The 19,938-nt window shown below is 69.4% G+C and carries 20 protein-coding genes; 11 read left to right on the top strand and 9 right to left on the bottom strand.

The window, feature by feature from the left end; all coding sequences use genetic code 11:
• Nucleotides 1-39 precede the first annotated feature (39 nt).
• Nucleotides 40-270: a BrnA antitoxin family protein gene (locus GGR33_RS01100; protein WP_183501537.1), complete on the bottom strand. Its 231-nt coding sequence runs from the start codon at nucleotides 268-270 to the stop codon at nucleotides 40-42.
• Between the two features lie 174 nt (nucleotides 271-444).
• On the opposite strand from GGR33_RS01100, the gene hemP reads away from it, so the two are divergent.
• From hemP to GGR33_RS01060, 8 genes are all read left to right on the top strand, one after another.
• Nucleotides 445-654, top strand: coding sequence for a hemin uptake protein HemP (gene hemP / locus GGR33_RS01095; RefSeq protein WP_183501536.1), 210 nt, complete (start codon nucleotides 445-447; stop codon nucleotides 652-654).
• Nucleotides 651-1,541 (top strand): heme/hemin ABC transporter substrate-binding protein, encoded by an 891-nt coding sequence (locus tag GGR33_RS01090; RefSeq protein WP_183501535.1) that lies wholly within the window; start codon nucleotides 651-653, stop codon nucleotides 1,539-1,541. Before hemP ends, GGR33_RS01090 begins: the two co-directional genes overlap by 4 nt.
• The gene (locus GGR33_RS01085) at nucleotides 1,534-2,616 is read left to right on the top strand and encodes a FecCD family ABC transporter permease (RefSeq protein ID WP_183501534.1); all 1,083 of its coding nucleotides are present in this window, start codon (nucleotides 1,534-1,536) and stop codon (nucleotides 2,614-2,616) included. The genes GGR33_RS01090 and GGR33_RS01085 overlap by 8 nt, the downstream gene beginning before the upstream one ends.
• Nucleotides 2,609-3,424, top strand: coding sequence for a heme ABC transporter ATP-binding protein (locus GGR33_RS01080; RefSeq protein ID WP_183501533.1), 816 nt, complete (start codon nucleotides 2,609-2,611; stop codon nucleotides 3,422-3,424). Before GGR33_RS01085 ends, GGR33_RS01080 begins: the two co-directional genes overlap by 8 nt.
• 204 nt (nucleotides 3,425-3,628) lie before the next feature.
• Nucleotides 3,629-5,782 carry a TonB-dependent hemoglobin/transferrin/lactoferrin family receptor gene (locus GGR33_RS01075; protein WP_183501532.1) on the top strand — a complete coding sequence of 718 codons (2,154 nt, stop codon included), beginning with the start codon at nucleotides 3,629-3,631 and terminating at the stop codon, nucleotides 5,780-5,782.
• Between the two features lie 186 nt (nucleotides 5,783-5,968).
• Complete coding sequence (locus GGR33_RS01070) at nucleotides 5,969-6,274, top strand: hypothetical protein (RefSeq protein ID WP_246412702.1); 306 nt, start codon at nucleotides 5,969-5,971, stop codon at nucleotides 6,272-6,274.
• 145 nt (nucleotides 6,275-6,419) lie between these two features.
• Nucleotides 6,420-7,130 (top strand): phosphatidylserine decarboxylase, encoded by a 711-nt coding sequence (locus tag GGR33_RS01065; RefSeq protein ID WP_183501530.1) that lies wholly within the window; start codon nucleotides 6,420-6,422, stop codon nucleotides 7,128-7,130.
• Nucleotides 7,131-7,152: 22 nt separating this feature from the next.
• Nucleotides 7,153-7,980, top strand: a complete 828-nt coding sequence (locus GGR33_RS01060) for a CDP-alcohol phosphatidyltransferase family protein (protein ID WP_183501529.1) — start codon at nucleotides 7,153-7,155, stop codon at nucleotides 7,978-7,980.
• A 33-nt stretch (nucleotides 7,981-8,013) separates the two neighbouring features.
• Here the strand turns inward: GGR33_RS01060 and tam are convergent, their stop codons facing one another.
• Nucleotides 8,014-8,787, bottom strand: a complete 774-nt coding sequence (gene tam, locus GGR33_RS01055; RefSeq protein ID WP_183501528.1) for a trans-aconitate 2-methyltransferase — start codon at nucleotides 8,785-8,787, stop codon at nucleotides 8,014-8,016.
• 158 nt (nucleotides 8,788-8,945) lie between these two features.
• Between tam and mscL the strand changes: the two genes are divergently transcribed.
• Nucleotides 8,946-9,374, top strand: coding sequence for a large conductance mechanosensitive channel protein MscL (gene mscL / locus GGR33_RS01050; RefSeq protein WP_183501527.1), 429 nt, complete (start codon nucleotides 8,946-8,948; stop codon nucleotides 9,372-9,374).
• A 12-nt stretch (nucleotides 9,375-9,386) separates the two neighbouring features.
• Here mscL and GGR33_RS01045 read toward each other — a convergent pair whose 3' ends face one another.
• The 3 genes from GGR33_RS01045 to GGR33_RS01035 form a co-directional block, all read right to left on the bottom strand.
• A complete protein-coding gene (locus GGR33_RS01045; RefSeq protein WP_183501526.1) occupies nucleotides 9,387-9,653 on the bottom strand; it encodes a hypothetical protein in 267 nt (88 codons plus the stop codon).
• A 188-nt stretch (nucleotides 9,654-9,841) separates the two neighbouring features.
• Nucleotides 9,842-10,255: a DUF1236 domain-containing protein gene (locus tag GGR33_RS01040; RefSeq protein WP_183501525.1), complete on the bottom strand. Its 414-nt coding sequence runs from the start codon at nucleotides 10,253-10,255 to the stop codon at nucleotides 9,842-9,844.
• Nucleotides 10,256-10,468: 213 nt separating this feature from the next.
• Nucleotides 10,469-11,143: a Crp/Fnr family transcriptional regulator gene (locus GGR33_RS01035; RefSeq protein ID WP_183501524.1), complete on the bottom strand. Its 675-nt coding sequence runs from the start codon at nucleotides 11,141-11,143 to the stop codon at nucleotides 10,469-10,471.
• Between the two features lie 196 nt (nucleotides 11,144-11,339).
• Here GGR33_RS01035 and GGR33_RS01030 point away from each other — a divergent pair, with 196 nt between their 5' ends.
• Entirely contained in the window at nucleotides 11,340-12,140 is an 801-nt protein-coding gene (locus GGR33_RS01030; RefSeq protein ID WP_183501523.1) for a pentapeptide repeat-containing protein, read from the top strand.
• A gap of 7 nt (nucleotides 12,141-12,147) precedes the next feature.
• Here GGR33_RS01030 and GGR33_RS01025 read toward each other — a convergent pair whose 3' ends face one another.
• The 4 genes from GGR33_RS01025 to GGR33_RS26380 form a co-directional block, all read right to left on the bottom strand.
• On the bottom strand, nucleotides 12,148-12,894 hold the full coding sequence (locus tag GGR33_RS01025) for a sigma-70 family RNA polymerase sigma factor (protein WP_183501522.1): 747 nt from the start codon (nucleotides 12,892-12,894) through the stop codon (nucleotides 12,148-12,150).
• A gap of 179 nt (nucleotides 12,895-13,073) precedes the next feature.
• Nucleotides 13,074-13,892 carry a class II glutamine amidotransferase gene (locus GGR33_RS01020; protein WP_183501521.1) on the bottom strand — a complete coding sequence of 273 codons (819 nt, stop codon included), beginning with the start codon at nucleotides 13,890-13,892 and terminating at the stop codon, nucleotides 13,074-13,076.
• 117 nt (nucleotides 13,893-14,009) lie between these two features.
• A complete protein-coding gene (locus GGR33_RS01015; RefSeq protein ID WP_183501520.1) occupies nucleotides 14,010-15,128 on the bottom strand; it encodes a hypothetical protein in 1,119 nt (372 codons plus the stop codon).
• Nucleotides 15,125-17,014, bottom strand: coding sequence for a quinol:electron acceptor oxidoreductase subunit ActD (locus GGR33_RS26380; RefSeq protein ID WP_183501519.1), 1,890 nt, complete (start codon nucleotides 17,012-17,014; stop codon nucleotides 15,125-15,127). The genes GGR33_RS01015 and GGR33_RS26380 overlap by 4 nt, the downstream gene beginning before the upstream one ends.
• Nucleotides 17,015-17,332: 318 nt before the next feature.
• On the opposite strand from GGR33_RS26380, the gene GGR33_RS01005 reads away from it, so the two are divergent.
• Complete coding sequence (locus GGR33_RS01005; protein ID WP_183501518.1) at nucleotides 17,333-19,933, top strand: P-loop NTPase family protein; 2,601 nt, start codon at nucleotides 17,333-17,335, stop codon at nucleotides 19,931-19,933.
• Nucleotides 19,934-19,938 lie beyond the last annotated feature (5 nt).

The raw sequence follows: 19,938 nt of genomic DNA, 5'->3' as shown, positions 1-19,938 counted from the left end.
CAAGCGGTACCCCTCCGTCGCGCCGCCCAGCCCACGCCCTCAGGCCAGGCCAGCGGCCTTGCGGAGCGCGGCGTTGAGCCGGTCCTGCCATCCCGGTCCGTTCGCCTGAAAATGCTCGAGCACGTCGCGATCGATGCGCAGCGAGACCTGCTCCCGCGCGCCTGGGATGGCAGGCGCCTTCGTCGCGACCGCCGCCTCGACGGGCTTGGTCGTCGTCTTCTTGAAGGCCGCCTCCGCCGCGTCGCGGGCGCTCATCGTCGATCTCGCCATGGCTCTCGCTCTCCGCTGGTCGGCGTGATGTCTTTCCTCAAGCGCGGCACTGTCAAGCGATCTCGCGATGGCTGCTCTCACTCACCTCGCTTGCGAAACCGAAAGCAACCTCGTACGGGAGAATATCTGAAATATTGTTCTTATAAATTGAACAATTCAAAAGAGCATCGTCTGATGAAGCCTGGAGTTCCAGAGATAAAAAGCGATGATCTTAGCAAAGATGAAAATACAGCCGCTACATCAGGCGACGAGAGTTTTGCAACCGGCGGTGTGGTCGAGTCGGTGAGCCTGATGAAGGGTCGTCGCCAACTGACGATCGTGCATGGTAACGAGCGGTATCAGCTCAGAGTCACCACCAACGACAAACTGATCCTGACCAAATGACGCGCTCTCCCACGTCCCGACGCGCGGTGCTGGCAGGCCTGCTCGCCTCCGCCGGCCTGCCGCGCATCGCCGGTGCGGCCGAGATCGCGCCGACCGGAGCCCGGCGGATTGCCTCCCTCGGAGGCGCCGTGACCGAGACGCTCTACAGGCTCGGCGCGGCGGACCGAATCGTGGCGGTCGACACCACGAGCCTGTTTCCGGCCGAGGCGATGCGCGAGAAGCCGAATGTCGGCTATCTCCGGGCGCTGTCGGCCGAGGGGCTGCTCTCGACCCGTCCCGACATCGTGGTCGCGGCCGAGGGGGCAGGGCCGCCGGACGTGCTCGCCCTCGTCCGCGAGGCCGGCGTGCCGATCTCGCTGATCAAGGAGCCGCCGACACCCGAGGGCGTCCTCGACAAGATCACCACGATCGGCCGCATCGTCGGCCTGGAAGACCAGGCCGCAGGGCTTGCCAAGGAGATCGGGGCGCGCTTCGCGAAGCTCGGCGGCACCCGAGCCGGCATCAAGAGCCCGGCCAAGGCGCTCGTGATCCTCTCGCTCGCCAACGGCCGGATCATGGTCGGCGGACGCAACAGCTCAGCGGACGGCATCCTCACGCTGGCCGGCCTGCAGAACGCCGCTTCCGAGATCGAGGGGTTCAAGCCGATGAGCGACGAGGCCATCGTCGCGGCCGCGCCGGATGCGGTGGTGATGATGCGCAACGGCCCCGAGGCCCCGGGGCGCGACGCCGTCTTCGCACCCGGCACGGTCCTCGGGCGCACCCCTGCGGCGCAGAAGGGCAGGCTCGTCGCGATGGACGGCCTCTACCTGCTCGGCTTCGGCCCCCGCACCCCGGATGCGGCGCGGGAGCTGATGCGAGCGGTCTATCCCGATCTCGCCCATGACTGAGTCGGGAACCGGACGCTCCCAGCGCCTCGTCCCGGCCCAGGCCTCCACCCTCTTCGTTCTCCTCGGCCTCGCCGCCCTCGCCCTCGGCGCGGCGCTTCTCTCCATCGGCGTCGGCGCGATTCCGATCTCGCCGCTGCGGGTGATCGCCGTGCTGACGGGCGGAGCCGACGATCCGGGCTTGGCGCGCGACGCCCTCGTCATCCAGGGCATCCGCCTGCCGCGCACCCTGCTCGGCCTTCTCGTCGGGGCGGCGCTCGCCGTGTCGGGCGCCCTGATGCAGGGCCTGTTCCGCAATCCCCTGGCCGATCCCGCACTGGTCGGGGTCTCGGCGGGAGCCGGCCTCGCGGCGGCCTGCGTCATCGTCCTGGGCGATGCGGCCCTGGCGGCCTTCGCGGTGGCCGGCCCGCTGCCCTTCTGGGTTCTGCCGATCGGCGCGTTCCTCGGCAGCCTCGGCGCGATCCTCGGCCTCTATCTGATCGCGACGCGGTCCGGCCGCACCTCGGTAGCGACGATGCTGCTCGCTGGCATCGCCCTCGCGGCTTTCGGCGGCGCCATGACGGGGCTTCTGGTCTTCGCCAGCGACGACCGGCAATTGCGTGACCTGACCTTCTGGACCCTCGGCAGCCTCGGAGGCGCGAGCTGGACGAAGCTCGCCGCGATCGCCCCGGCGATCCTGCCGGTGCTGGTCGCCGTGCCCTTCCTTGGCCGCGGGCTCAACGCGTTGGTTCTCGGCGAGGCGGAGGCCTTCCATCTCGGCGTGCCGGTCGAGCGGCTGAAACGCGCCATCATCCTGCTCGTGGCCGTCAGCGTCGGCGCGAGCGTGGCGGCGGCTGGGATCATCGGCTTCGTCGGGCTGGTGGTGCCGCACATGCTGCGGCTGGTCATCGGCTCGGAGCATCGCCGGCTGCTGCCGGCCTGCGCCTTCCTCGGCGGCACGCTCCTCGTCCTCGCGGACGTGGCGGCGCGCCTCGTGGTGAGGCCGGCCGAACTGCCGATCGGCATCGTCACCGCGCTGATCGGCTCGCCGGTCTTCCTCTGGCTGCTCCTCGGACGCTCCCGTTCGTTCGATGCCTGAGCCCACACCGCTCCTCACGGCGAGCGACCTCGCCTTCCAGACCGGCGAGAGCAGGCTCGTCGACGGCGTCTCGCTCTCGGTGGAGGCCGGCACGCTGCAGGTCGTCGTCGGCCCCAATGGAGCGGGCAAGTCGACGCTGCTGCGGCTGCTGAGCGGGGAACTGGCGCCGACGCGTGGGCAGGTCGCCTACGGCCTCGAACCCGTCGCGGCGATCCCGGCCTGGCGCCTCGCCGGCCTGCGTGCCGTGCTGCCGCAGAGCGCGCGGCTGGCCTTTCCCTTCTCGGTGGCCGAGGTCGCCCGCATCGGCCTCGACGGGATCGGCCGCGGCCTGTCCCGGCAGGACAAGGCGGCGATCCTCGACGACGCCCTCGGGACTGCCGACGTGCTGCATCTCGCCGAGCGGCCGTATCATCGGCTGTCGGGCGGCGAGCAGGCGCGCGTCCAGTTCGCCCGCGTGCTCTGCCAGCTCGCCGCCGGCCGTACGCTCAGCGAGAGGCAGGTGCTGCTCCTCGACGAGCCGACGGCGAGCCTCGATCTGCGCCACCAGAGCGCCATCCTCGATGCCGTCGACCTCCTGCGGCGTGACGGCGTCGGCGTCGTCGCGATCCTGCACGACCTCAACCTGGCGGCGGCCTATGCGGACCGGCTGCTGGTGCTGAAGGAGGGCCGGCTCGTCGCCGGGGGTACGCCCTCCGAGATTCTGCGCGACGATCTCATCGCCGAGGTTTTCGGGGTACGCTGGCCCGTCGGCCGGGTTCCGCCAGGCGGCCAGCCCTTCATCCTGCCGCGAAAAGATGTTGCACCCTGACCACAGTTCACAGACGCGTGAACTCGACTTGGAATGGTTTCAGTCTTTGCAAGGAATGACTTAGATTCACACCAGACAGCGTCCTGGAACACTTCGTTGACCTTGGGCCGAGCTTGAACGCATCAGGACTTCAGCAAGCCAGCCCTCCGCCAGCCAGCCAGCCGACCTCTCCCCTCGCTGCGTGCTGCCTCGCGGAACCCCAAGATGCCCTCCCCTCGCGTGTCCCTGTCCTGCCGCTCCGTCATCGCGGCCGGTGTCTCCCTGCTGTCGATCGCCGCCGCGCAGGCACAAACCGCCGCGCGCCTGCCGGCCGCACCGCTGCCGGAACTCGTCAGCCTCGACACCATCTCGGTGACCACCACCAAGACCGAGGAGCGGGCGATCGACGCCCTCTCCGGCACCAGCGTCGTCACCCGCGAGCAGATCGAGCGCATCCAGCCGAGCCGGCTGTCCGACGTGCTGCGCGACGTGCCCGGCGTGACCACGCAGGAGAACCAGAACGATCCGGCTCAGGCCATCAACATCCGCGGTCTCCAGGATTTCGGCCGGGTGAACGTGCTGGTCGACGGGGCCCGCCAGAACTTCCAGACCTCGGGCCACAGCGCCAACGGCGTGTTCTACCTCGACCCGGAACTCGTCGGCGGCATCGACATCACACGCGGCCCGACCTCGACCATCTACGGATCCGGCGCGATCGGCGGCGTCGTCGCCTTCCGCACCCGCTCCATCGACGACATCCTGAACCCCGACGAGCGGGCCGGCGTCGTACAGAAGCAGGGCTTCGGCACGAACGGCCAGAAATTCCTGAACTCGACCTCGATGGGTGCCCGCATCGGCGAGGGCGCGGACGTGTTCGGCCAATTCGTCTACCGCAACAACGACCCCTACCGGGACGGCATGGGGACGCTGGTGCGCGATACCGGCAACGAGCTGACCTCGGGCCTCGCCAAGGTCAACCTCCGGCCGGCGGAGGGCCACGAGATCAGCGGTACGGCGCTGCTGCAGAATTTCGACTTCACCAATAACGGCTCGAGCAATGCCGGCGCGCGCTTCGCGAATTCGGTGCAGGCCGACACCTACACCCTCGGCTATCGTTTCGCCCGGCCCGAGACGCCGCTGATCGATTTCAGCGCGAAGGGCTACTACACGACCACGCACAACACGCTGACCTTCCTCAACGACTCCGCCAGCGGGGTCTACGGCAATCTCGGCGTGAAGGCCGGCAACCGGATCAGCTACGACATCGAGACCAGCGGTTTCGACATCCACAACACGTCGCGCTTCGACACCTGGGCGCTCAGCCACGCCCTGACCATCGGCGGCGACGCGGTGTTCGACCGGGTCAAGACCACGGACAATGCCGGCGGCTTCGGAGGCGCATTCACCCCGTCGGGCCAGCGCACGCTCGCCGGCGCCTTCATCCAGGACGAGGTCCGCTACGGCTCGTGGCTGCGCGTGATCGGCGCCCTGCGCTACGACCATTACGACCTGTCCGGCGGCGCTTTCCGCTCCAGCGGAGACCGGATCTCGCCGAAGATCACCGTCGGCGTCACGCCGCTGCCAGGGATCGAGCTCTACGGCACCTACGCCGAAGGCTACCGCGCGCCCTCGATCACCGAGACGCTCGTCCAGGGCATCCACCCGTTCCCAGCCTTCAACATCCTGCCGAACCCGACGCTGCGGCCCGAGGTGGCCCACAACATCGAGGGCGGCGTCAATCTCAAGTACGGCGACATCTTCACGCCCGGAGACAGCTTCCGCGCCAAGGCGAACGTGTTCCAGAACGAGGTCGACGACTTCATCAACATCTCGGCGGTCGGGCCGACCTACTTCGTCCCGGCGATCCCCGGCATCCCGGCCTCGATCTGCGCCCGCATCCCGGGGCGCTTCCCCTGCGTGATCCCGGTTCAGTCCTTCCAGTATCTGAACGTCGCCCAGGCCGAGCTCTCGGGCGTCGAACTCGAGGGTGCCTACGATTGGGGTAGCGGTTTCGTCTCGGTCGCGGCCACCCATACCGAGGGCCGCGACAAGGCTACCCGCCAATCGCTGCTGACGGTGGCGCCGGACCGGGTCAGCGGCACGATCGGGCTGCGCTTCCTCGAAAACAGTCTCACGGTGGGCAGCCGCCTGACCTTCGTCGACAGCCGCCTCAACGTTCCCGCTGGCGCGACGATCCTGAAGACCAAGGACTATGGACTGGTGGACTTCTTCGCGTCCTACCAGGTCAACGACCGCGTCAAGGCGGACTTCATCCTGCAGAACGCCTTCGACAAGCGCTACACGCAGTATCTCAATCTGCTGCAGAGTCCCGGCCTGACGGCGAAGGCGGCGATCAGCATCAAGTTCGCGACCCGCTGACGGGCCCACCTTTCGTCCGGAAGCCGCGGCGGCCGACGGCATTCCGGTGAACCGGGCGGCCTCCCGGGCATTGGAGCAAGTGCGGCGGCTGCCGCGCTTGCCCCCTGGCGCTGAGGGGGCAAGCCGTGTTTCAAGCAGCCTCCACCGAGAAACTTTTGGGGGAGTGAGACAATGATCCGATTTTGCATGGCGGCCGTCGTCGGGCTCGCCACGATCGTCCCGGCCGTCGCGCAGCCCTATGGCGGGCGGGATTACGGCTACGAGAGCCGCGATTACGACCGCGGCGACCGCTATCGGGATCGTGACCGCGGCTACGAGGACCGCGAATACCGCGGACGCGAGCGCAACCGCGGCGACTACGCCTTCGACGAGCGCGAGTATCTGCGCTGCAATCCCGACGTCCGCCGCGCCGTCGTCAACGGGCAGGTGACGTCCGGTCTGGCGCATTACCGGACGTTCGGGCGCCGCGAGAACAGGCGCTTGAGCTGCTGATTGGGGCCATACCCCGGAGACGAAGACGATGCCGCCCGCGCCGGCCATGGCTGGCGCGGGTCGCGACCCCGCCGGTTGACGGCGGCGCGGGTGCCTGCCATCGCGGCGCCGATCGCGAGACGAAGCGCGACACAGCCAGGGCGCCATGACCGACCTCTTCGAGACGATCCGCCGGACCCTCGTGCCGATCCACAAGGAGGGCTACCCCTTCATCCTGATCGGCATCGTGCTGACCGTGCTGCTCGGTTGGTTCGCGCAGTTCCTGTTCTGGATCTTCCTGATCCTGACGCTCTGGGTCTGCTACTTCTTCCGCGATCCCGAGCGGGTGGTGCCCTCCGGCGAGGGCCTGGTCATCGCCCCGGCCGACGGGCGCGTGAACCTGATCTCCACCGTGGTGCCGCCGCCCGAGCTCGACCTCTCGCACGAGCCGATGCTGCGCATCTCGGTCTTCATGAACGTGTTCGACTGCCACGTGAACCGCGTGCCGGTGACGGGTCGGATCGGCCAGATCCACTACACGCCCGGCCTGTTTCTCAATGCCGAGCTCGACAAGGCCAGCGACGACAACGAGCGCAACGGCCTCGTCATCGAGACGACGCACAAGGGCCTGCCCCTGCGCGTCGGCGTCGTGCAGATCGCGGGCCTCGTGGCGCGGCGCATCGTCGGCTTCGTCTCGGCCGGCGACACGCTCCAGACCGGCGAGCGCTTCGGCCTGATCCGCTTCGGCTCGCGGGTCGACGTCTACCTGCCGACGACGGCGCGGGTGCTGGTCGGGCTCGGCCAGAAGTCGGTGGCCGGCGAGACCGTGCTGGCCGATCTCGGGGGTGGCGCCGAGCGGGCGTTCCGCCGTATCTGAGCGGCGAGCGGACGGAGGCGACATGGACGATCTTTTTCCGCCTTTCGCGCCGGACGCGAATGAATCCCGGCCGCGCCGGTTCAAGCCGATTCCCTTCCGGCTGATCGCGCCCAACATGATCACCCTGCTGGCCCTCTGCCTGGGGCTGACCGCGATCCGGCTGGCCTTCGAAGGCCGGTTCGAGCCGGCGGTGATCTCGGTGGTGGTGGCCGCCGTCCTCGACGGCATCGACGGGCGCGTGGCGAGGCTCCTCAAGGGCACCTCGCGCTTCGGCGCCGAGCTCGATTCGCTGGCGGACTTCGTGAATTTCGGCTGCGCGCCGGCCCTGATCCTCTACGGATTCGCGCTGCACCACCTGAAATCGCTCGGCTGGATCGGAGCGCTCGTCTTCGCCATCGCCATGGCGCTGAGGCTCGCCCGCTTCAACGCGATGCTCGACGACCCGAACCGGCCGGAATGGAAGAAGGACTTCTTCGTCGGCATGCCCGCCCCGGCGGGGGCTCTGACCGGCATGCTGCCGCTCTACCTGCACTTCCTCGGCCTGACCTTCGAGAGCTGGGCCGCGCCGGTTCTGCTCGTCTACGTGCTCTGTATCGCGCTGCTCGTGGTCTCAACGGTGCCGACCTTTTCCGGCAAGACCTGGGGCAAGCGGGTGCCGCGCGAGCACGTGCTGCCGATCTTCCTGGTGCTCGTCGTGGTGTTCGGCCTGGTGATCAGCTTCCCCTTCGAGACGATGGTGACGCTGGCGACCGTCTATCTCGTCGCCTTGCCGGTCGGCGCGATGCAGTACCGCCGACGCGTGAAGCAGGAGGCCGCCGCGCCAGCATCGAGCGAGGCGCAGGAGCCCTGATCGCCGTCCCATCTGCGACGAGGATGGGGTCGCTCAACCCCGCCGCGCCACCACGAACAGGCGTGGGAACCTGAGAAGCACGCGCCCGTCCCCCTGCCGCGGATAGGCCGTCTCCAGCGCCGCCTCGTAGGCCGCGAGGAAGCCGACGCGCATGTCGTGGTCGAGGGGCGTCAGGAACGGGCGCAGGCCCGTCGCCTGCAGCCAAGTGACGATGGCTGCGGCATCGGCCAGCGGATGGATGTAGGTCGTCGCCCAGATGTCGACGCTGCAATCGGCTGCCCTGAGCCAGTCGTAATACACGCCCGCCGAGGGGATCCGGGCACGGACCGCCTCCGCATCGCCGATCAGAGGGCTCCACGGCCCGTCGGCGGCGACCGTACGCATCAGGGCATGAGAGGGCTCGTCGAGATTGTCGGGCACCTGGAAGGCGAGGCATCCGCCCGGCTTCAGGAGCCGTGCGAGTCGCGGGACGAGCGTCGCGTGGTCCGGGAGCCATTGCAGCACGGCGTTGGCGAAGACGAGGTCCGGTGCGTCATGGGGCGTGTAGTCGCGCAGATCCGACTGCACGAAGCTGATCCGTGAAAGCGTCCGCCGGGCCTGGGCCAGCATGTCCGGCGCGCTGTCGACGCCGGTGATGTGCGCCTTTGGGAAACGCGCCGCAATCAGGCCGGTGCTGTTGCCCGGCCCACAGCCAAGATCGACGATCTCGGCTGCCTCCTCGAGGGGCACCCGGGCAAGGAGATCGGCCGCCGGCCGGGTCCGCTCCGTGGCGAAGCGCAGGTATTGGGCCGCGTTCCAGTCCGACATGGCGCCTCCCCTCGGCCGCAGGCCGTTTGCGCTCAAGGTCTTCGCCGGCCCGGACCACAATCGGCCGTGGACAGAGCGTGGTGAAGCTTTGGCGGTTTCCGATCCTGCAATAGCGTTGCCACTCGGCACATCCTGCCCGTGATCCGAGGAGACGACGAATGTTGGAAGAATTCAAGAAGTTCGCCCTACGCGGAAATGTCGTCGACCTCGCGGTCGGCGTGATCATCGGCGCGGCCTTCGGCGCCATCGTCACGTCGCTGGTGCAGGACGTCATCATGCCGATCATCGGCGCGGTGACCGGCGGCCTCGACTTCTCGAACTACTATGTCGCCCTGTCGTCCAAGGTGACGCCAGGCCTGTCCTACGGGGATGCCAAGAAGCTCGGCGCCGTCGTCGGGTACGGGCAATTCCTGACCCTGGCGGTGAATTTCGCGATCGTCGCGTTCGTGCTGTTCATGGTGATCCGCGCCATGAACAAGCTGAAGACGAAGGAAGAGGCCAAGCCCGAGCCCGTCGCCGAAGTGCCAGCCGACGTGAAGCTGCTCGCCGAGATCCGCGATCTGCTGGCCGCGCGCCCGAAGGTCTGAGCCTCGGCGAGGTCAGGCTGAGCGAGGGGACGCCTTCGGCGGGAGACCGAAGGCGTCGACGATCTGGTCGAGCGCCTGGCCGACGGCCTCGGTGCCTTCCTCATGCGTCTTGAGACGAGTCTCTAGCCGCTCGATCTGCGGGGCGAATTCCTGCGGCACGCCCGCCTCGTCGCCGAGGAACTGCGGCTTGCCCTCACCGACCGTGTAGATCGTGCGGAGCTGATGGCCGAGATGGTCGCGGACCGGCTCGGGCAGCGTGGTGTCGTTGTCGTCGGTCATGGGCCGTTCGCCCCTTGTGCTCGGTGCATAGTCCTTAGAGCAGCTTAACGGGCGAACATGTCGAGTGTTGCGAAATCAGTCTCAAAAACTGTCGAGCACTGGACGTTATGAAGGTCAATTCCGAGTAAAAAGCCCCGGCACAGGGTGCCGGGGCTTTCTTGTTGTCGTCGTCGAACGTCGTCCGACGATCAGTTGAGCACTTCGATGATATGGCCGCGGCCGTCGACGAGCACCGGCGTATCGTTCACGACCGTGTAACGGGTGCCGCGAGCGACGTGATAGTCGTTCGGGACCTCGTAGTAGGTCACGCCCGAGCGGGGCAGCTCGGAGCCGACGGCGACGCGGCCATCGTAATCGTAGGAGCGGACGTTGCGCTCGCGCACGTAGGAGCGGAAGCGCGGGCGATCGTCGACGCCGAGGATGCCGCCGACCGTGCCGGTCGCCGCACCCACGGCACCGCCGACCACGGCGCCGATCGGGCCGCCGACGTCCGCACCTTCCTGAGCGCCGCGCTCGGCACCGCGAACGGTGCCCTGAGCCTGCGCGGCCATCGGCAGCGCCAGCGCGATCGCAGAGGCGGCGAGAAGGGTCTTGATCTTCATCGAAGGTATCTCCGTTTCAAATCTCCCGCGGCGCAACAAGCGCCGCAGACATGGCCCGGTAACGCCGCGATCTCGGAAAGGGATGCATCGAAAAACGAGAAAGGCTGGATTTTTCGCATCATGTGTCTGATGCGATGGAATTTTTCTAGAAGTCCCGGCATCCGGCAGATTCCGAATGGTCTGCGCCACGATTTTTCTGATCCTTTTGCGCGCCTAATGGCTTCGGCCCGACGCGAGAGCCGCGCGGTCGACGATCTGAACTTGTCCGCGCTGCAGCTCTACTAAGCCGGCATCCGTCCATTCGCCGAGAATACGGCTGATCACCTCGCGCACGCTGCCGACATCGGCGGCGAGCTGCTGGTGCGTTTTAGTGACGAGTCCGCCGGCATCGGCCTCGACAAGGAGGCGGCGGGCGAGTCGCTGCTCCAGCGAAGCGAACGCGATCTCATCGACGAGGGCGAAGAGGCCCGAGAGCAGCCTCGTATAATCGTCCAACACGAAGTCGCGGAATGCCGCGCTCTCGGCCATGAGCTGCTTGAAGGTGCTCATGGGGAGCGCGGCGAGCTCGGTATGCTGCTCGGCGATGCTCTCGGCCGGGAAGGTGCCACCCGAGAGCAGGCATTGCGTGGTCAGCACGCAGGTGCCACCGGGACCGACCTTGTAGATCAGCATCTCGCGACCACCCTCCGAGGTGCGGAACACCCGCGTGCGGCCGTCGATGCACATCAGGTAGTTGGCGCAATCTCCGTTCAGTGCATAGGCGATGGCGCCCGCCTCCAGGACCGGGAACTGCACCGTCCCACGGGCGATCTGCAGATGCGCCGGGCTGAAGCCGGCGATGAGCGGAAACCGCTCGATCCAGCGCTCGACCTGTCGATTGTCCGGCATGGCTGAACGGCCCTTGAGGCGCGGACGGCGATGGCCGCCGCCTCTCTTTTGCGTTTTGCTCCCGCCGGATCCTGCCTCGGTGACCTGGGTCACCGACACGTCCGGCATTTCAGCTTACCACGCTCTGAGAGAACCATCAGTCCGGTCCCGCGGCAGGAGCCGCCGGACGACCGAGACCCGACAGGGAGTGAAACGCGTGCGCCGATTTCCATTGCTCGTCCTCGCGGTGCTGACGGCGGGCGTTCCGGCCCGTGCAGAGCAGGACTTGCTGCTCGGCGCCGACATGAACACACCGCGGATGACGAAGGCCGAGATGAGCCGGGCCGATATCGAGGCGCTCATCGCCAAATCCGGCGGCCGGCCGATCGACCTGACCGACAAGAGCCTGTCGGGCCTCGACCTTTCGGGGCTCGACCTCAAAGGCGTCAATCTGCGCACGGCCCGCCTGAACGGCGCCAACCTGCAGGGCGCCGACCTCAGTGGGGCCAATCTGCAGCAGGCGTGGCTGCTCAAGGCGAATCTGAAGGGCGCCAATCTCGCCGGCGCCGACATGTTCGGCATCACCGCCCGCGGGGCGGATTTCAGCGGCGCCGATCTGAGCCGGTCAAAGCCGATCGGCGACTTCATGGGCGCCAACATGAGCGGCGCCAGCCTCGTCGACCTCAACGGAGGGGCCGACATCAAGAACCAATCGATGGGCCTGATGCGGGCGATGTTTGTCTCGGTGAACCTGCAGGGCGCACGGCTGAAAGGCGCCAATCTCGGCCGGTCGCGGCTCGACTATGCCAACCTGAAGGATGCCGATCTCACCGATGCCGTGCTGATGGGCTCCGACGCCTCCGGCGCGGATCTGACCGGGGCCAATGTGGCGGGCACCGATTTCAAGGGCGTCGACGTCAGCGGCGCGCGGCTTCAGCGGCTCAAGGGCCAGGATCGCGCCAAGGATTGGGGCGCGCTGGTCCATGCCGACCGCGCCATCACCGACAAGGCGGATTAGATCCTGCTCAGGCGTCTTTCGGCATCGCCGACTGGATGAAGCGGTCCGATCCGAGATCTTCTTCGTCGTAGCCGAGCAGTTCCGCGAGGCGGCCGCGGGCGCGGCTGACACGGCTCTTCACGGTGCCGACCTTGCAGCCCATGATCGTCGCCGCCTCCTCGTAGGAGACACCCTCGGCGCCCACGAGCACCAGGGCCTCGCGCTGGTCCGGCGGCAGCTTGGCCAGCGCCGATTGCAGATCCTCGACGTCGAGCCGGTCGCCCTGGTGCGGGGCGGTGGCGAGACGGGCGGCATAGGAGCCATCCTGGTCCTCGACCTCGCGCACGCGCTTGCGGTGGTCCGAATAGAAGATGTTGCGCAGGATCGTGAACAGCCAAGCGTTCAGGTTGGTGCCGGGCTGGAAGCGGGCGCGGTGCTGCCAGCCCTTCATCAGCGTGTCCTGGACGAGGTCGTCCGAACGGGCCGGGTTCGAGGTGAGCGAGAGGGCGAAGGCGCGCAAGCTCGGTACCGCCGCGAGCAAGCCGTCGCGGAATTCGGGATCGACGCGCTCGCCTTGCGCCTTGAGCGCGGCCTCGAGCTTCTCGATGAGGTCGGCGAAGCGAGCCGTTACCGCGTCCGGTGCGCCGAGCGCCTCGTAGACCGTGCGCAGCTGGTCTCCGAGATGCGTGCGGATGCTCGCGGAGAGGTTCGGGCGTCCTTCGGAGCCGTCCTCCGCAGGGCGATCGAGGGTGTCGGCTGTCTCGTTGCGGCTCATGATTCGATCAGCGTGCTTCGATCGGTAAACGTCGGGCGGCCCAACACCATCCCTCGGCAGACACCGGGACTGTATCGCATCGCGAAGACGGGTACACCCCGAGGGGAGGGCATGATGGAGCGGCTATGGTCGCTTTCAGACCCTTTTTGGACTTGCGTGTCCCACCCGCACCCGTTCGCTCAGCCTCGGCCGCAGGGCAGCGCGACCTCGACGGGGCGACGGCCGGGCCGCAGCAGCCGCACGGCGCCGTCCTTGAAGGCCACCGTGTCGCCACGGGCGAGCTCGGTCCAGGTCTCGTCGCGAGTCAGCGCCCGGGTCGCGATCATGGTGACCACGTCGGTCTCGGTGGTCTCCTGGGCGAAGTCGACGCGCCAATCCTCATCGATCAAGGTCGCGGTGCCGAATGGCGCGCAGCGGGTCAGGTAGCACAGACGCTTGCCGCAATGGGCGTAGAGCACACGGCTGTCCGACAGCAGCATGTTGAAGACGCCGAGCGTGCCCAACTCACGGCACAGCTCGGCTACGAACGCGTCGAGCTGCGCCGTGCGCGGCGCCTTTGGCCAGCGCGCTTCGAGCTGTGACATGATCCAGCAGAAGGCATATTCGCTGTCGGTGGAGCCGATCGGCTCGAAACGGCCGAGGACGCGTTTCTTGATGCCCTTGAGCTGGCCGTTGTGGGCGAAGGTCCAGCGCCGGCCCCACAGCTCGCGGCTGAACGGATGCGTGTTCTCGAGCGAGACCCGGCCGCGATTGGCCTTGCGGACATGGGCGACGACGATGCGGCTCTTGATCGCATAGCGCTTTAGGAGCTTGGCAAGCTCCGATTGCGCGCTCGGGTCCGGATCGTGGAAGGCGCGGCAGCCGCGGCCGCCCTCGTAGAAGGTGATGCCCCAGCCGTCGGCATGCGGCCCGGTCTCGCCGCCGCGCTTGGCCAAGCCTGCGAAGGAGAAGCGGATGTCGGTTGGCACGTTGGCGCTCATGCCGAGCAGTTCGCACATAGGCTCTCGGGATCTTGCGCTCTTGGGGTCAGCTCGTCTCGCGCGCCGGCAGCGCGCCTGTTGATCGCCCCCAGATGTAGGGCAGGCGAAGCCGAATTGGGAAGCGGGAAGCCGTCCTCACCGGGCAGGAAACAGCCGCCGCGTCGCCGGCATCAGCCCGACGGCGATTCCGGCGACGCCGACGAGCGCCAGCACGTCGACCAGCGTGACCTTGAACGAGCCGCGTATCGCCGGCGTCACGAACCAGTATAGGGCGAGGATCTGCACTCCGAGCGCCAGCGCCGCCACGACGCGGGTGCGGTATTCGCCGGGCTTCAGGGTCACCGCCGCCGCGAGGAGGACGACCGCTCCGGCAACGCCGGCGAGCGCGCGCCCTTCACCGACGAGACGCGCGCCGTACCAGAGAGCGGCCTCCGGCGAACCGAGCACCAGCGCCTGCACGAGGTGCATCGCCGCCCAGATCGCCAGCAGCACGGCGAGCGGCGTCAGCCGGTCGAGCCGGCGCCGCGATGGGCCGACATCCGGCGGCGCGGCCAGGATCGCCGCGCTCAACGCCAGTGCGCTCCAGCTCGCGAGCAGGACGAGCCCGGCGAGACCCGAATGGAACCGCAAGAGCGCCGCCATGACGAGGTCGGCCGCCGCGAGCGTCCCGCAGACGATGTGCAGCCCGAGGCCGAGGATGGCGCGCCCATCGTCGATACGGCCGGCCTTGCCCCACGGCTCTCCGCCACGCCGGGCGAACAGCACGGCGAGGCCGATCCAGACCAGGAAGACGAAGGTGAGGCGCAGGAGGAGGAAAGGCGTGGTGAACCAGATCGCGGCGAGTGGCGACTCGGGCTGGGCTCCGGCCGCCCAGGGGTAGAGAACCGGCAGGACGGCCAGGATCGGTAGCCCGAGCAGGGCCGCCGCTGGCATCAGGCCGAGCAGCCAGCGCAGGGTCTCGAGCAGGGCCGTCTCGGGCTGGGGCCGCCAGGCGTCGGCCCGCTCGACCATGATCGCGACGGGAAGCGCGCCCGCGGGCAGGGCGAGCAGGCAGAGCCAGGCCGGCAGGTAGGAGATCGCGAGGCGGTGCCAGCCACCCAGCAGCAGCGCGAGGCCGAGGGCCACCGCTCCGATGCCGAGCCCGGCGGCGCCGCGCCGGGCCGGATCGAGCAGAAAGGCGCGCGCGGTGCGGGGCGGCGAGGCCTCCGCCCGGCGCCCGGCCTCTTCTTGCGGCGGGTCGCGCGGGAGGCTCATCGGCCGATCATCCGAACCGCGATCGGCCGGCCGTCCGCGGCGGGCAGAGCCATCAGCCGCTGGCCGATACGGTCGGCTTCGCCCGGCTCCTCGCCGACCCGCACCGTCAGTACGAAACGGCCGCGTCCGGCCCGCGCGGCGTCGGTCTCACCGGGATCGAGCCGGCCGCGCGCCGCGAGCAGCGCCGCCAGAGCGGCGAGCGTGCCGGCGGTCAGCGCCGCCGTCAGGCTCGGGAGGACGAGAGACGGCCAGGCTCCCCAGGGCGCGGCGCCGGCCGCCAGCGGGATCGCGGCGAGGCAGACCGCCAGGACGCCCGTCCCGCCGATGAGCGCGCCCGCGAGCGCCCTGAGGCGGATCGGGACGACGGCTGGACGCAGAACCTCGAGCGCCTCCGGGATCGGCACCGGGCCAAGCGCGTCGAGACGCAGGTTGCGGTCGCGCGCCCGCAGCAGGCCGGCCGCGACGGCGAGCGTCCGCGCGGAGGCGAATTCGGCCACGATCGACCGGACCCGTGCAAGGGGCACGGCCCCTGCGGCCGGGGCCTCCGGCGTCGGGCCGGTCGGTGTCACTGGCGGATTGTGTGCGATGACGAGCGCGCGCATCTGCGCGATCGAGACGATCGGTAGCGTTCGCAGCGCGAGGATCAGCCCGGCGAGAAACAGGGCGATCGAGCCCGCGAGGGTGGCGATGCCGGCGATGTCGGCCGAGGGCGGAACCAGGACGGCTCCGTCCCGGAGCGCGACGGCGAGGCCCATCGCACGGTCGGCATAGGCGCCGACGGCCGCGAGCGTCCCGACCCCGGCGACGGCGAGGCCCGAGCGGCGCAGGTGCGGCAGCCAGAAGAGCTGGGGCGGCAGTAGCCCGCAGACCACCACCGTCCAGAAGGCCGGGGCGAGGTCGCCGTGGAAGCCCCGCGCCACGGTGTCCCGCGCCGCCACGTCGCCGGACAGCAGCACCGCCAGGATGGTGGTGGCGTGGCAGTAGAGGCTGGCAAGGCCGAGGACGAGGATCAGCCGGGCCAGGATGTCGAGGTGGCGCCGGGTGATCAGGCCGTGCAGACGATGCGTCGCGCGGATCGTGACGATCACCGCCGCGCTCGCTCCCACGCCGGAGAGCACCGCGTCGACGAGATAGGTGACCGGTAGGAGCGTGTCCTGCCGTCCGGGCGCCGCCGAGGCCGCCTGCATCACCGAGGCGCCGACTTGCAGCGCGATGGCGAGAAGGGCGCCGAGAAGGGCCGTGGCGCGGTGGGCTTCGTCCCAGAGCCGCCATTGTAGGGCCGAGCCGCGCCAGCCACCCGCGAGCCGGCCGTAGAGGCGGGAGGCGCCTCGCTCGTGCAGGACCGCGAGATCGGGCAGGAGGCCAACGAGCCAATGGCCGGCGCAGACCACGACGAGCCCGGCGATGCCGGACGCCTGCCAGAACCCGGCCGATCCGAAGGGTCGAGACAGGCCGGTGCCGCCCATCCACGGCTCGGCCGCCGCCCCCGCGCAGAACCACGCGGCGATGGCGGCGAGCAAAGCCACCGTCTCGGTGATGCGGCCGACCGCGCAGCGCCAATCGACGCCCGCGAGCTGCAGCACGGCCGAGACCAGCAGGCTCCCCTCAGCTATGCCGATCCAACCCTCGTAGCTCGCTACCGCCACGAGTGCGCCCTCGTCAGGCCGCCTCGGGACGAGGGCCAGGAGCGCCGCGAGCAACCCGCAAACCCCGGCCGCGATCAGCCAGCGCTTCCGCACGACCCGCTTTGCCAGAACGATGTCGGTGATGGTGCGGGCGACGCTTTCGACGCTCTCGCCCGGTGCGACGATCCGCTCGCCGTAGAGGCTCTCGGGCAGGGGCGTGCGAGCTTTGGGAAGAGCCTTCGGGAACGCTCTCGCCGTCACGATGCCGGAATCCAGGATGGCCGGTGCCTCACTCGTTCGCCCATCCCAGGCCGCTTGCTCCCTTCGCTTTCGGAAGGCCACCCTAGTCGGATCGCAGGCGATCGGAAAATCGGCCCCACCCGCATGGTGTCGCCTCGTATCCGTAAGTCTTCGGCTGGGTGTCCGGCGACGAGCAGCCGCTGCTGAAGGAGCACGGCATCGTTTGAGCATGTGACGGGCCGCACCCGCCTGCGCTTCCCTGCCCCTTTGCGATCCTCTAAGCCCGCCGGTGCATGAGACGTATCGAGCCCCGCCATCGCAGCCCCGCGCGGCCCGTCGATGGAGCGTGATCCGATCCTGTTCGGCTGGCGCTCGGCGCCGCGGCCGCACGCCCTGGCGGTGGCGCTCGGCGTCGGGCTGGGCACCCCGCTCGCCCTGTTGGCGCTGCTCTGCTTGCGCGACCTGGTCGACCTGATGGTGCCGGGCGCCACAGGCCCACATCGCTTTCTGGCCCTGGCCCTGCCGATTCCCGGCGATCCGGCGGGATCTCTGCAGATCGCCCCCGGCCTGCCCTTGAGCGGACATGGGCTGCTGCTCGCGGCCCTGCTCGGGCTCGCCGCCGCAGCGCTGGCCGTGGCCGGGCTCGGCTGGCTCGTCGCCCGGGTCTGCTTCTCCGCCCAGGCCCGCGCGGCGACCCGCCTGCGCGCCACCGCTGTCGATGCGATCCTGCGCGCGCCGCCCGGCGCCCGCGAGGACGTGCGCGCCCTGCCTGGCCTCGTCGGGGCGGCTCTCGCCGGCCTGCCCGCCGCCGGCATCTTGGTGCCGGCGATGACGCTCGCCGGCGTGCTGCTGGCGCTCGCCACCGCCGCGCTCGCTGCGCCGCGTCTGGTCCCGGCAGTGGCGATCGGCCTCGTCGCCGTCGGCCTCGCCCGCGCCCTCCAGATCCGCCGCGGCCTCGAACGCACCGCCCTGCGCCAGCAGGAGCGGACGGCGGCGGAGGCAGGGCTCGGCGACCTGATCCTGCGGATGCCCGCCGTGCGTGCGCACGGCTCGGCGATGTTCGAGCGGCGGCGGCTCGGACTGCGCGCGCGCGCCACGCACGGCACCCTGGCCCGGGCCGAGGCCGCGATGGCCTATGCCCGCGCGCCGGCCCTCGCGCTGATCGTCTTGCTACCGGCGATCTTCGTGGCGACGGCGCTGTGGCGCGGTCCGGGCATGTCGGAGGGGGCCGCACCCATCATGCCCGGTGCGCTCGCCGCGGCGGGCGCCGCCTTCACGCTCGCGGCGGCTCTCGTCGCGGCCTTCCTGCGGCTCTGGTTCCTCAGGATGGAAACCGCGCCGACCTATCGGAGGCTGGCGCAAACCTTCGACGGGCTCGCCGACAAGCGACCCGCCTTGCACCGTGCCGCGGCCTTCCCGGCATCGGGCGCGCTGATCGCGACGGAGGCGGGCGCCTACGATCCGGCGAGTGGCGAGCGTCTCACCGGCCTCGACGCCGACCTGCCGATGCCGGCCCATGTCGCGATCGTCGGCGAGCGCGGCAGCGGCGTGCAGGCGCTCGCGGCGCTGCTGGCCGGCCAGATCGAGCCGAGCGTCGGTACGATTACCTATGGCGGCCTCGACCTGCGGAGCCTCGACCCGGCCGAGCGCGCCCACCGCATCGCCTTTGCCGGATCGGAAGCCATCCTGATCGAGGGAACGCTGAAGCAGAACCTGCTCTACGGCGCGCGCACCGACGAGCGCGAGGCGCTGGGCGAGCAGGGGCGGATCGCCCTCCTCAAGCTCTCCGGCCTCGACGCATTGATCTATTCGCGCGGCCTGGAGGGCACCATCGATCCCGATGACGAGCCGGCCGTCGCGCAGGCCGTCGTCGCCGCGCGCTCGGCCGTTCGCGAGATGCTCGCCACGCAGGGCATGGCCCGGCTCGTCGAGGCTTTCGACCCGGCCCGCTACAACCATCAGGCGACGGTCGGCGAGAACATCCTGTTCGGCGAGGCGGTGGGTCCGACATTCTCCGAGGAGCGGCTGGCCCGCCAGCCCTATCTGCGCGCGGTGCTTGAGGCGGAAGGCCTGACGCGCAGCTTCGTCGAGATGGGCCTGGCCATCGCCCGCGCGACCGTCGAGATCTTTTCGGAATTGCCGGACGATCACCCGCTCTTCGATGCCTTCTCGCTGTTTCCGGCCCAGGAGCGCGGCTTCTTCGAGGATCTGATCGCGCGTCAGCCGAATGGCGGCAGCCTGCGCCGCGGCCCTGCCGGAGCGCGCGACCGTGAACGCCTGATCGGTCTCGCCCTGCGCTACAGCGAGACCCGCCATCGCTTCGGTCTGGTCGATCCGGAGCTGGAGCAGCGCATCGTCGCCGCGCGCATCTCGTTCGCCCGGCTGATGCCCGCGAAATTCCGGGACAAGATCGACCTCTACGATCCTGCACGCGTCACCGCCGCCGCGAGCTTCGAGGAAAACGTCCTGTTCGGCCGCATCACCCAGGGCGAGGCCAATGCCGAGCAGCGTGTGCGCGCCCTGGTGCGCCAGGTGCTCGCCGACCAGGGCCTGGAGCCGACGGTCTACCGCCTCGGCCTCGCCAGCCGTGTGGCCTCGAGCGGCCCCGGCACTGCCATGGCGCGCCGACAGGGCCTCACCGAGGGCGGCATCGGCCCGCGTGAGCGCGTCGCCATCGACCTCGTGCGCTGCCTCGTGCGCCGGCCCGACATCCTGGTGGTCGGCCTGCTGCCGGACGAGCGCAAGTCGGAGGAGATCGCCGCGCGCATCATGCGCCTGCGCATGATCCGGCAGGGAATGGGCTTGATCGTCTGCCTGCCCGATGCCGCGACGCTGGGCCGCCTGCCGCCCTTCGACGCGGTGCTCACCGTCGCGCGCAATGCCGCGACTCTGTCGGGGACGGACTCGGCCGAAGAGGCCGCGCCCTCTCACGCGGCCTGAGATTC

It is taken from the genome of Methylobacterium brachythecii (assembly GCF_014196345.1).
Lineage (GTDB): Bacteria > Pseudomonadota > Alphaproteobacteria > Rhizobiales > Beijerinckiaceae > Methylobacterium > Methylobacterium brachythecii.
This window is presented reverse-complemented; position numbering and strand designations above follow the sequence as displayed.